The organism is Chitinophaga sp. 22308 (assembly GCF_052045305.1).
Lineage (GTDB): Bacteria > Bacteroidota > Bacteroidia > Chitinophagales > Chitinophagaceae > Chitinophaga > Chitinophaga varians_A.
Genome location: NZ_JBQEOP010000002.1, coordinates 164,565 through 176,655, shown reverse-complemented (window position 1 = coordinate 176,655; position 12,091 = coordinate 164,565). Strand labels below are relative to the sequence as shown.

At 52.0% G+C, this 12,091-nt stretch carries 11 protein-coding genes; 5 read left to right on the top strand and 6 right to left on the bottom strand.

Annotated elements, in window-relative coordinates:
- Positions 1 to 24: 24 nt before the first annotated feature.
- Positions 25 to 405 carry a VOC family protein gene (locus ACTJJS_RS07495; RefSeq protein ID WP_440663132.1) on the top strand — a complete coding sequence of 127 codons (381 nt, stop codon included), beginning with the start codon at positions 25 to 27 and terminating at the stop codon, positions 403 to 405.
- Between the two features lie 3 nt (positions 406 to 408).
- On the opposite strand, the gene ACTJJS_RS07490 is transcribed toward ACTJJS_RS07495, so the two are convergent.
- Positions 409 to 1,032, bottom strand: coding sequence for a CatA-like O-acetyltransferase (locus ACTJJS_RS07490; RefSeq protein ID WP_440663130.1), 624 nt, complete (start codon positions 1,030 to 1,032; stop codon positions 409 to 411).
- Positions 1,029 to 1,721, bottom strand: a complete 693-nt coding sequence (locus ACTJJS_RS07485; protein WP_168872314.1) for an HAD family hydrolase — start codon at positions 1,719 to 1,721, stop codon at positions 1,029 to 1,031. The genes ACTJJS_RS07490 and ACTJJS_RS07485 overlap by 4 nt, the downstream gene beginning before the upstream one ends.
- Before the next feature lie 55 nt (positions 1,722 to 1,776).
- On the opposite strand from ACTJJS_RS07485, the gene ACTJJS_RS07480 reads away from it, so the two are divergent.
- Entirely contained in the window at positions 1,777 to 2,439 is a 663-nt protein-coding gene (locus ACTJJS_RS07480) for a Crp/Fnr family transcriptional regulator (RefSeq protein WP_168872313.1), read from the top strand.
- 38 nt (positions 2,440 to 2,477) lie between these two features.
- On the opposite strand, the gene ACTJJS_RS07475 is transcribed toward ACTJJS_RS07480, so the two are convergent.
- A complete protein-coding gene (locus ACTJJS_RS07475) occupies positions 2,478 to 3,791 on the bottom strand; it encodes a sulfatase-like hydrolase/transferase (RefSeq protein WP_440663128.1) in 1,314 nt (437 codons plus the stop codon).
- A 57-nt stretch (positions 3,792 to 3,848) separates the two neighbouring features.
- Positions 3,849 to 6,377, bottom strand: coding sequence for an excinuclease ABC subunit UvrA (gene uvrA / locus ACTJJS_RS07470; RefSeq protein ID WP_440663126.1), 2,529 nt, complete (start codon positions 6,375 to 6,377; stop codon positions 3,849 to 3,851).
- A gap of 178 nt (positions 6,378 to 6,555) precedes the next feature.
- On the opposite strand from uvrA, the gene ACTJJS_RS07465 reads away from it, so the two are divergent.
- Positions 6,556 to 7,614: a serine hydrolase domain-containing protein gene (locus tag ACTJJS_RS07465; protein WP_440663125.1), complete on the top strand. Its 1,059-nt coding sequence runs from the start codon at positions 6,556 to 6,558 to the stop codon at positions 7,612 to 7,614.
- Positions 7,615 to 7,619: 5 nt separating this feature from the next.
- Here ACTJJS_RS07465 and zwf read toward each other — a convergent pair whose 3' ends face one another.
- Positions 7,620 to 9,140 carry a glucose-6-phosphate dehydrogenase gene (zwf, locus tag ACTJJS_RS07460; RefSeq protein WP_168872308.1) on the bottom strand — a complete coding sequence of 507 codons (1,521 nt, stop codon included), beginning with the start codon at positions 9,138 to 9,140 and terminating at the stop codon, positions 7,620 to 7,622.
- A gap of 162 nt (positions 9,141 to 9,302) precedes the next feature.
- On the opposite strand from zwf, the gene ACTJJS_RS07455 reads away from it, so the two are divergent.
- Positions 9,303 to 10,808, top strand: coding sequence for an ADP-ribosylglycohydrolase family protein (locus tag ACTJJS_RS07455; RefSeq protein WP_440663123.1), 1,506 nt, complete (start codon positions 9,303 to 9,305; stop codon positions 10,806 to 10,808).
- Between the two features lie 2 nt (positions 10,809 to 10,810).
- On the opposite strand, the gene ACTJJS_RS07450 is transcribed toward ACTJJS_RS07455, so the two are convergent.
- A complete protein-coding gene (locus ACTJJS_RS07450) occupies positions 10,811 to 11,500 on the bottom strand; it encodes a VIT1/CCC1 transporter family protein (protein WP_168872306.1) in 690 nt (229 codons plus the stop codon).
- Positions 11,501 to 11,634: 134 nt separating this feature from the next.
- Between ACTJJS_RS07450 and ACTJJS_RS07445 the strand changes: the two genes are divergently transcribed.
- Positions 11,635 to 12,033: a hypothetical protein gene (locus tag ACTJJS_RS07445; protein WP_440663121.1), complete on the top strand. Its 399-nt coding sequence runs from the start codon at positions 11,635 to 11,637 to the stop codon at positions 12,031 to 12,033.
- The last annotated feature ends 58 nt before the right edge of the window (positions 12,034 to 12,091 follow it).

Here is a 12,091-nt window from a genome sequence, read left to right as displayed (position 1 = left end):
AGGAATTAACACCAATCCTCCATCATGAAAATATCACACCTCGACCACCTCGTCCTTACGGTCGCCGACATAGAGGCCACCTGCCGCTTCTACCAGGAAATCCTGGACATGGAAATCCAAACCTTCGCCAATAACCGCAAAGCCCTCAAATTCGGCCAACAAAAAATTAATCTGCATCAAAAAGGAAATGAATTTGAGCCGAAGGCTACACATCCAACACCCGGCTCGGCGGACCTCTGCTTTATAACGGAAACACCTATACGCGAAGTAAAAGAGGAACTGATCAATAAAAATATTCCCCTCCTGGAATCAGAAGTAAAGAGAACAGGCGCCAACGGCCCTATCATCTCTGTTTACTTCCGGGACCCGGACGGGAACCTCATCGAAGTGAGCAATTATCTGTAATAGCTAAATATCCAGCTGCCGCTGGAACTCTTCCAGGAACAGCCCTACATGGTATCCGTCCATCAGTGCATGGTGCACATGTACAGACACCGGCATCATCATCTTCCCTTCTTTTTCGGTCATCTTACCGAAAGATATTTTAGGGCAACTGTCTTTAAAAGAAAAACTGCGGGCATGTGATAATGAGGTGAACTCAATCCATGGCATGGAAGAACAGTGTACTACGTTTTCTCCCGATACCGCAGGCACCAGCCCGGTGCTGTTCCGCACGCTTTCTGCTTCTTCTCCTGCGGTGGCTGCGAAGGTCTTAAAATCGGCATGGTACGGAAAATAGGCAAAGCCGAAAGTACCGTCCGGCCGGTTGATGGTAGGCGAAGGATCGATATGGTCATATACCCACACCTCTTTATCGATGATACGGTAGCGGAACGGTTCTATAACGTTCATGGCTACCATGGCTTTATGCAGGTAGTACAGGAAAAAGGAATACCCGTTTGCCTTTGATGCAAAATACGCACGGGTACAGTCCACGTTTACGCATACCCCAAAGAAAGGCTCCTCGAACTGACTAAAAAACTGAAAATGGTCTTTTCTGGCCCAGGTGTTGATGTCCAGTTGTTGTTTCATGACAATAGTTTCGGCAGTATGGCCGTAATGTTTTCAAATGAATAAAATCTTTCGTCTTTCACTTCTCCTTCCACTACTTCATGTGCCCATACGGTATGATAAGGAATGTGAATGGCATGCCCGCCGATGGCCAGCACAGGTAAAATATCTGATTTGATAGAGTTGCCGATCATCAGAAAACCTTCCGGCGGACAGTCCAGGTGACGCAACAGTTTGCGGTAATCTTTTTCCTGTTTGTCGCTCATGATTTCGATATGATGGAAATAGTGTGCAAGACCGGATTTATTGAGTTTCCGTTCCTGGTCCAGCAGGTCGCCTTTGGTGGCCACTACAAGGCGGTATTTGCCTTTAAGCGCTTCGAGGACATCCTTCACACCGTCCAGCAGTTCTATGTCTTTATTCAACTGCTCTTTGCCATATTCAAGCACTTTAGCAATCAATACCGGATTGGCGGCGTTCTCCGTTACGCGCAGGATGGTTTCTATCATCGCCAGCATGAATGCTTTTACGCCGTAACCGTACAGCGACAGGTTCTGCATCTCTGTTTTAAACAGCTCCTGCTCTACGGTATGATGCGGCAGATAGTCTTCCAGCAGGCCGCAGAATTTGTTCTCTACTTCCCGGAAATATGGTTCATTGACCCATAAGGTGTCATCAGCGTCGAAGGCGATGGTTTGTATGCCTTTCATAAATTCTTAAAATTTCTGTAAAATTAATAGCTTCAACTGCGAAAAAACGGGACATTTGTCCCAGCTCATCATGATACATACCAATCGCGCAATATTAACATTCATTGAAAACCAGCTGACGGAAGCCGAGAAAAAGGACCGGGTATTTCTACAGTCATGGCCCGCCGGCAGCCACCTGCTGAAGCAGGGACAGGGCAACAAGTACGTCTTCGTACAACAGACAGGGCTCTCCAAAGTTCACATCACGGAAGACAACGGGAAGGATTTTATTGTCCAGTTTTTGGGAGAAGGGGAACTGCTGGGAGAAATTGAAGTGATTCAAAAGACACCGAACCTGACCACCGTGACCGCCCTCACGGAAGTAACCGCCTGGTGTATCACCACCGATTATTTTGCCTACCTGATCACGCATAACGCGGAACTGAACAGGCTACTGCTGTTATCACTCGCGCACCGGCTGAATCAGACCTCCGCCCGTGCCTCCTATCAGCAGGTTTACCCGGCGGAATATGCCATGCTGAAATTGTTGTCTGTCCTGGCTACCCAACAGACCAGCTTCGCTAAAAAAGACCTGGCCGATTACCTGGGCGTATCGGTGAGAAGTTTTAATCGCTCCCTCAAACAACTGCGGGAAAGAAGTATTGTTCACCCAGATAGCTTTGACCTGTATATTGAAAGAGATGTGTTTGAACGACTGATGCGGGAATACGGGGAATAAAAAACCCCGGCGGGAGGCCGGGGTCGGATATATGTCGCTTAATATTTATCCAGCAACTGTTTCATCGACGATACAATTTCCGGGTATTTACCCGCCACATTGTGTTTTTCACTGTTGTCCAGTGTCAGGTTATACAACTCCACTTCAGGCGTTTTGCCTTTTTCCGCAGTAGCGATGCGCAGTTTCCAGTCACCGAGGCGAACGGCCTCCAGTTTACCGAGCGCGCTCAGATAAAAGAGCGGTCTTTGCGGCAGCTGTGGCTGCCGGCCGGTAATATGTCCCCAGCAATTGATCCCGTCCAGGTTAGCGGGCAACGGCTGCGTATAGCCGGTAGCGGTAGCCAGCGTGGGCAAAATGTCATTGATGATAAAAGGCTGGTCCCCTTCGGTGCCCGCAGGGATACGGCCCGGCGCCCAGGCAATGAACGGCTCACGGTGACCGCCTTCATAGGTATTGGCCTTACCTCCCCGGAAAGGGCCGGTGGAGCCATGGTCCCACGGTTTTACGATATCACGCTGCAACATGCGGTCGGGCATGGCGTTCCATGGGCCGTTGTCACTGGTGAACATCACGATAGTGTTCTTGTCCAGCTTCAGCTGACGCAGCAAGGCAATGATTTTTCCGATACAGGCGTCCTGCTGTTCAATCACATCGCCGTATAGCCCTGCCCGTGACTTGCCTGCCCATTCCTGCGGAACGGCCAGCGGCGCATGCGGCATCGGAAAAGGCAGGTACAGGAAAAACGGCTGGCTGCTCCTGCCGGCGCGGTTGATGTAAGCCAGCGCGCTGTCGGTATACCAGCCCATCAGTTTACTGTAATCCGGTTTTTCGATGACACGGGTATTATCATGGAAGACGGCCAGCGTGGTGTCTGTGTTCACAAAAGGCGACTGGTAATCGTGGCTGTACAGCATGCCGAAAAAATGGTCGAAGCCATGTGACAGCGGACGGCTATTGGCCTTATCACCCAGGTGCCATTTGCCGATCATCATGGTCTGGTAATGATTGGCCTTAAACATTTTGGCGAGGGTGAAAATACTGTCTGCCAGCGCGTGACTGTCACCCGGCGCTACGGCATAGGGCATGTTCACTTTATCAGGATAACGGCCGGTCAGCAAAGAAGCGCGGCTGGGCGTACAAGACGGTGCAGACACCATAAAGCCGGTGCTGTGGAAACCCTCTTTAGCCAGGCGGTCCAGCTGTGGTGTCCGGATCTGCGGACTGCCATAGCAGCTGGCATCGCCATAACCCATATCATCGGCCAGGATAAAGATCACATTAGGCTTGCGCTGCTGGGCGGGGAGCTGTAAGGACAACAGCGCCGGCAGCAGCCATAAAAACGTTTTCTTCATTGTTGTACTGTTTTCGTACTGCGAATTACATATTTTACCACAGAATTTCCGGAGAAATTATCCACGCAGGAAGCTGGCCAGATAAGGGGCGGTGCGGCTGCCCTTCGCTTTGGCCACCGTGGCCGGCGTACCGGCAGCGACAATACGACCGCCTTCTTCACCTGCGCCGGGACCGATATCGATCACCCAGTCACTGGCAGCCACCACCCGCATGTCATGCTCCACGACGATGACGGTATTGCCGGCATCCACGAGCCCTTCCAGCTGGGCAACGAGTTTTTCCGTATCGGACGGATGCAGGCCGGTGGTGGGCTCGTCGAGTACATACAAGGTGTCTCCTCGTCCCATACGTTGCAGCTCCGTCGCCAGTTTAATACGCTGCGCTTCGCCGCCCGATAGCTGCGTGGCCGGCTGACCGAGGCGCAGATACCCCAGCCCCACTTCCCGCAGCACACTGAGCGAACGGTGTATTTTCGGATCATCGGCAAAGAATTCGTAAGCCGCATCTACCGTCAGCTCCAGCACCTCCGCAATGTTTCTGTCTTTATAGACCACCTCCAGTGTCTTCGCATTGTACCGGGCGCCATGGCAGGTAGGACAAGGCGCATAAACACTGGGCAGGAACAGCAGCTCCACCATCACAAAACCTTCACCCTGACAGGTTTCACAACGTCCTTTCGCTACGTTGAAGGAAAACCTGCCGGCATCATATTTACGCGCACGGGCTGTCTTCGTGTCCGCAAACAGCTTCCTCACATGATCAAACAATCCGGTATAAGTGGCCAGGTTAGAACGGGGCGTACGGCCAATGGGTTTCTGGTCTACCTGCACCAGGCGCTTGATGTGTTCCATGCCCCCGGTGATGTGTCCTCCCAGCGTGATGGGCGCCGGTTGGTCCAGCCCATCCCCTTCTTCCGTTTCAGCAGCGAGGTCCATGCCCAGCTGCGTGGCCACCAGCTCCACCAGCACCTGGCTGACAAGGCTGGACTTACCGGAGCCGGAAATGCCCGTCACGGTGGTCATACAGCCTAAGGGAAATGCAGCGGCCAGCTCATGGAGGTTATTGCGTGTCACGCCCTCCAGTTGCAGCCAACCAGCTGGCTTGCGAATGGAACGGGGTACTGTCTTTTCTTCCGCGAAAAGGTATTCGCGCGTACGGGAGGCTTTCACAGCTGCCAGCCCGGCAGTAGGGCCGCTATACAGAATATGCCCGCCATGCTCGCCAGCAGCGGGGCCTACGTCCACGATCCAGTCTGCATGCCGGATCACGTCCAGATCATGCTCCACCACAAAGAGAGAATTGCCGGAGGCTTTCAGTCTTTCAAGGGCACGCAGCAGGGCGGCGGTATCCGCAGGATGCAGACCGGCAGAAGGCTCGTCCAGCACATATACTACACCAAAGAGATTAGAGCGTACCTGTGTGGCCAGTCTTAACCGTTGTAGTTCACCGGGCGATAACGTAGGCGTGCTGCGTTCCAGGAGAAGGTATCCAAGCCCCAGGTCCAGCAACACCTCCAGCCGCCCTACCAGGTCTGCTGCAATGCGTTGGGCCACGATGGCCCTTTCCGGGTGATCGGTGTTGTTATTGACTTTCCCTTCCCCGTAAGGACGCATCAGTTCCGTCAGCCGTGACAGCGGCAGGCGGGCAATCTCCCCGATGTCCATACCCGCGAAAGTCACCGACAGCGAAGCCGGCTGCAGCCGTTTACCATGACAGGTGGGGCATTCCGTACTCACCATGTACTGTGATACCCTTTTCTTCATGGAAGCGCTTTCTGTATTGGCAAACGTATGTAACACATAACGACGGGCGCCGGAGAAGGTGCCCATATAGGAAGGTTCTACTTTTTGTTTGATGGCCCGCTTCACCTCTTCATGCGTGAAACCGGGATATACCGGCACCACAGGCTGTTCTTCGGTAAACAGTATCCAGTCGCGGTCCTTTTTGGGCAGCTCTTTCCATGGTTTGTCCACATCATAGCCCAGTGTGATAAGGATATCGCGCAGGTTCTGACCATACCAGGCGGTAGGCCACGAAGCGATGGCGCGTTCGCGGATGGTCAGCGTATCGTCTGGCACCATAGAGCGTTCCGTCACTTCATACACCCTGCTCAGGCCGTGGCATTGCGGGCAGGCGCCGGCCGGTGTGTTGGGTGAAAATGCTTCCGCTTCGAGGTGTGGTTGCCCTTTGGGATAATGCCCGGCCCTGGAATAAAGCATACGCAGCAGGTTGGACAAGGTGGTGACGCTGCCTACCGAAGACCGCGTAGTGGGCAGTCCCCGCTGTTGCTGCAACGCCACGGCCGGTGGCAGCCCGGTGATTTCATCCACCTCTGGTACTGACATCTGATGAAACAACCGGCGTGCATACGGCGATACTGATTCCAGGTAACGACGCTGCGCCTCTGCGTAGAGGGTACCAAATGCCAGTGATGATTTGCCCGAGCCTGATACGCCGGTAAACACCACCAGCGCATCTCTCGGTATGTCGAGGTCTACATTTTTGAGGTTATGCTCGCGTGCCCCGCGTACACGCAAAAATCCTTGTTGTTCTGGTGATGCAGGGTTTCCTGTTGTTTTTTGCATGATTTGGGCGCACAAAGACTGTGCCCGCTGTGGTCATCCGCCAAAAACATAATGAATAAAGTTTCCAGCAAAAAGGCTAACGTTCAGGGCGGGGCAGGTAACAAAAAAGTCACACGTTCATATAATAAATCATCAACTTATCCTGTTTATATTGCAGCGTTATCACCAAACAACTGTTATGAAAGATTTATCCCTGTTCATCCTGCTAACAATATGCGCTACAGGCATGGCCTGTAAAAAAGACACGACCGGCGGCAAACCTGCTACTCCCGGCTATGAGGCTGTGGATAAAATACTGGATGATTCCGTACCGGTGAGGTTCGGCGGAAAGTGTTATACCGTTATTCATGTTGATGGAAAGGAAGTATATACCCGGAGCTATGGCGGCTTTGACGGCAATACCCGGCAACTGGTCGCGTCCTGCTCCAAATGGCTGTCAGGCGCAGTAGTCATGAGCCTCGTAGATGAAGGGAAACTAAAGTTGACAGATACCGTAGGGAAATTTCTGCCGGTATTTACAGCCAACGCTAAAGGAAATATTACGATCGCACAACTGTTTTCCCATACTTCCGGATTTCCCGGCAGTTCTGCGCAAGGCTACGAATCCAATCCGGCATTGACAATGGAAACGGCCGTAAATGCCATCGCACAGAATGTGGCGTTGGACAACCCTCCCGGCAAGGTGTTTTATTACGGCGGTGTCAGTATGCAGATAGCAGGACGCATCTGCGAAGTAGTCAGTGGTAAAAGCTGGAGTGAGCTGGCTGCCGCGAAAATATTCATCCCCTGCGGGATGACCAGCACAGATTACGGTATCAGCGCCAACCCTCTGGTGGCCGGCGGCGCGCGCAGTACCGCCAACGACTATATGAAATTCCTGGACATGCTTGCCAATAAAGGAGTGACCACCAACGGCACACGGGTGCTCAGCGAAGCGGCGGTCACCGCGATGGAACAGGGTCAGATAACCGGATCAACAGTGGGGTACAGTCCTTATCCGCTGGCATGGCTCAACACGGCCAATTTTTACGGCATCGGCAACTGGCGTGACTATACCGGTCCCGGCGATGTGATCATCGAAAGCAGCAGCCCGGGCGCCTTTGGCAGCGCTCCATGGATCAATTACCCCAAAAAGATAACGGGCATGATCTTCACCTTCATTATCAATGACGGCTATCTCACTACGGCCCCCACTTATATCAAAGTGAAGACCACAGTGAGAAATATCGTTCAGTAAAACAATTACTTGTTAACGGCCAGCTTTTTAACGGTTTCCCTGGAAGGAAGCCTGTACCACTCTTTAGCGTATGGTTTTAGCAGGTTGCCGGCAGCAGCAGGTCCCCAGGTACCGGATTCATAAAAATGTAACTGTTTGGACGGTGATTTCTTCCAGGCATCGAGAATAGGCATCACCACTTTCCAGGCAGCTTCCACCTGGTCGGCACGCATAAAGAGCGTGGCATCGCCCTGCAGCACGTCCAGCAGCAGCGCTTCGTACGCTTCCGGGAGCGACTCCGTATAGGCTTCCTGGTAAGTAAAGTCCATCTCCACCGGTACCAGCTTCATTTGCAGGCCTGGCACCTTGCTTTCAAACAGCAGGCTGATTTCCAGCTCCGGCTGTATGCTGATGATCAGCCTGTTGGGAACGATGTCGTCTTTGAAGATCTTATGCGGTGAATCCTTGAACTGCACCACGATCACGGAAGACTGCCGCGCCATGGACTTGCCCGTACGCAGGAAGAAAGGAACTCCCTCCCAGCGGGGGTTGTCGATCATCATCTTCAGCGCCACGAATGTTTCGGTAGTCGATTCCGGTGATACCTGCTCCTCCTGGCGATAAGCGATTTTGGGCACATCGTCCACCTCTCCGGCGGTATATTGTGCCCGCACCACATTTTTAAATACCTGTGGCGTGGTAAAAGGACGGATATTTTTCAGCACTTTGGTTTTGGCATCACGGATAGCTTCGGCCTTATAAGCGCCGGGGCATTCCATGGCCACGATACACAGCAGCTGCATCAGGTGGTTTTGTATCATATCGCGCATGGCGCCGGCAGCGTCGTAGTAGCCGCCGCGTTTGCCCACACTCACCTGTTCGGCTACACTGATTTGTATATGATCGATGTAGTTTTTATTCCATAACGGCTCAAATACGAAATTGGCGAAACGGAACGCCATAATGTTCTGCACCGTTTCCTTGCCCAGGTAGTGATCAATTCGGTATATCTGTTTCTCTGAAAACCGTTTGGTAAGAAAGCGGTTCAGTTTCTTCGCAGTGTCCAGGTCGGTACCGAACGGCTTTTCCACCACTATGCGGTCATGCACTTTATTGCTGCACAATTTGCGGGTGTACAACGCTTCGGCGATCACTTCTATAAACCGTGGCGCTACAGCGAAATAAAACATACGGTTGCCCCGCTGCTTGCCGCTTTTCTCAAAGTCTTCCACTTTTGATTTCAGGGAGACATAGGTTTCTTTTTTGGTGAAATCCCCTTGCAGATAACTGATACGTGCGGCAAAGTCGGCCCATTTCGACGGTTCCGCCTTGCCATTGCGACTGAATTCATTCACACCGGCAAGCAGGTCGTTTTTAAATGCAGCTTCATCTACTGTCTGAAAATCCACACAGAAGATCTCGAACAAAGCGGGAAGATGGTTCTCTATAAACAAATTATACAGCGCCGGGATCAGCTTACGACGGGTAAGATCGCCCTTGGCGCCGAAAATTGTGATGGCGGCAGGATATGCTTTTCTAGGTTTCATATCCTGAAAGTAGTCCATTTTCAGGAGATGCCCGCAACAGTTTTACAGTCTGGCGGATGAGTATCACGTTTTTATATTCCTATTTTTTTTCTTAATAAAAACATAGTTTTTAAAATAATTTATAAATATTATATTCATCTCCTGGTAACAATTCCATCGCTCATGAAAACACATGTTATACTGTTATTGGCATGCCTGGCGGGCAGCCTTGGCCTGGCGGCCCAAACACCCAAAACAATTACTTTACCGAAAAAAACACTACAGGATAAGATCAAGGGCGGATGGGCCGGACAAACCATCGGCGTCACCTTCGGAGGCCCCTATGAATTCCGGTACAACGGCACCTTTATCCAGGACTACCAACCGCTGGAATGGCACAAAGGCTACGTAAAAGAAGTGATGGACAGCTTCCCCGGCCTGTATGATGACCTGTACATGGACCTCACCTTCGTAGACGTGATGGAACGCCACGGCCTCGATGCACCGGCCGACTCCTTCGCACAGGCGTTTGCCCATGCAGGTTATGTCCTGTGGCATGCCAACCAGGCGGCCCGGTACAACATTCTTAACGGCATCCGCCCTCCTGCCTCCGGCCACTGGCAACACAACATGCACGCGGATTGCATCGATTACCAGATAGAAGCCGACTACGCCGGCCTGATGAGCCCCGGCATGCCCAACACGGCTTCCCGCATCAGTCATAAGATCGGGCATATCATGAACTATGGCAACGGCTGGTACGGCGGCGTATATGTAGGCGCCATGTACGCACAGGCTTTCGTCTCCAACGATATCAAACAGATTGTGCGTGACGCGCTGCGCGTTATTCCGGCCAGGAGCAAGTTTTACCAGTGCATGTCCGATGTGATACGCTGGCACCGGCAGTATCCGGACGACTGGCACCGCACCTGGTTTGAGCTGCAAAAGAAATGGTCTTCCGACGTCAGTTGCCCGGACGCCATCTTCAACCCGGTGAACATCGACGCTACGATCAACTGCGCCTACGTGATCATGGGATTACTGTATGGCAACGGCGACTACGCCAAAACACTGGAAGTGTCTACCCGCGCAGGCCAGGACGCGGACTGTAATCCTTCCACCGCCGGCGGTATCCTGGGCACCATGTTAGGATATGAAAAAATCCCGCAAAAATGGAAAGACGGGCTGGCAGGAGCAGAAGACATCGACTTTAAATATACCACCATCTCACTCAACAAAACCTATGATATCAGCTACCGTCACGCATTGGAAAATATCAAACGGAATGGCGGAAAAGAACAGGATGACAACGTGATCATTCCGCTGCAAACACCCGAAGCAGTGGCATTTGAAGAGAGTTTCCCCGGCCTGCTTCCTACTGATAAAAAAGAGTTTCATGTCAACGGCAATGAGATCACACTCACAATAGAAGGCAATGGCTTTGTATTAGGCGGCTATGCCGCGAAGAAAAGGGAAGTGGCCGACCATGTCATCACCGCCACGGTCAGCATCGATGGTCAGGTGGCTGACACCATCCGCATGCCGACCAACTACCAGCTACGCAAAGATGAAATCTGCCACCGGCTGGACCTGCCTGCTGGTAAACACATCATTAAAATACAGGTCACCAATCCGCATCCGGATTATGAACTACGTACAGGCTATTACGTGACCTTCCTGAGAAAGTAATATTATCCGCCGATCAAGCGGGCAATGGCAAAGGCACAGCCTGCAGCGATGGTACCGATAACGGCTACACGAACGCCGCCGAGCAGGGGATTCAACCCGGTGAGGCGGCTCTTGAAATAGCCGAAAACGAAAAGGCATATAATGGTGATCACGGCGGAGATCTTCAACCCTTCCAGGCCGTCGTTGACAAAGAAATAGGGCATCAGTGGTATCAGTCCGCCTACGATGTAGGACATACCGATATTGAGCGCGCTTTTAGTGGCCCTGCGTGCATCCGGTTTTTCCAGCCCCAGTTCATACTTCATCATAAAATCGGCCCAGCGGTCTTTGTCGGTGATCAGTTCCGCAGCAGCTTTCTGCTGCAGCTCCCGGCTGAGGCCCAGTTCTGCGAAAAACGTTTCCACCTCTTCTCTTTCTTTTTCGGGAACGGCTTCTATTTCTTCATATTCCCGTTTTAGTTCACTGTTGTAGTGGTCCTGCTCCGTTTTACCGGCCAGGTACCCTCCCAGGCCCATGGCAATGGAGCCTGCCGCTATTTCCGCCAGTCCGGCGATCACAATGAGGTTCACATCTTTCACCGTGCCGCTGAGGCCCGCTGCCAGGGCAAAAGGTACTGTCAGTCCGTCGGACATGCCGATCACGATATCACGTAACAACTCAGAGCCGGTGAAATGTTTTTCCTGGTGTGTCATAAAAATGAAGCTGTTTGAAAAGAAGGAGCTATAGGACAAAAGTAGTCTGTCTGTCCCAATAATCTCCTCTGCGGTTCGATTTTTTATCGGGTATCAATTTCCAAATATGATTATCTTTGCCCCGTTAGTCATTTATGAAGAAGGCCACTGCAATATTTCTTTTACTGGTGTACCTGTTTGGCAGTACCGATGCCAGCCAGTTGCTCAAGTTCCCGTTGCTGGTGGAGCATTTTCGGAAACACAAGCAGGAAAATACCCATTTGACCCTGCAGGCGTTCCTGAAACTGCATTATGTGGATGAACAGCCTTTTGACGATGATTATCTGCAGGACATGCAGCTGCCGTTCAAAACACCGGACATTATCTGTATGACACTTCCCACTGTAGGCCCACCCGCGCCGGTCACCCTGTTTACTCCTGTGATAGAACTGCCCCGGGAAGATTACCTGGTCATCAACGACGGGCCTCCCCCCTACCGGCTGCCGGACATCATTTTACAGCCTCCCAAATCCTCATCAGCGCCCTTGTCCTGATATAACTGAATGATACAGGCTACTGTACCCTGCGCAGCGTTTTACGCCGCAGCATGGT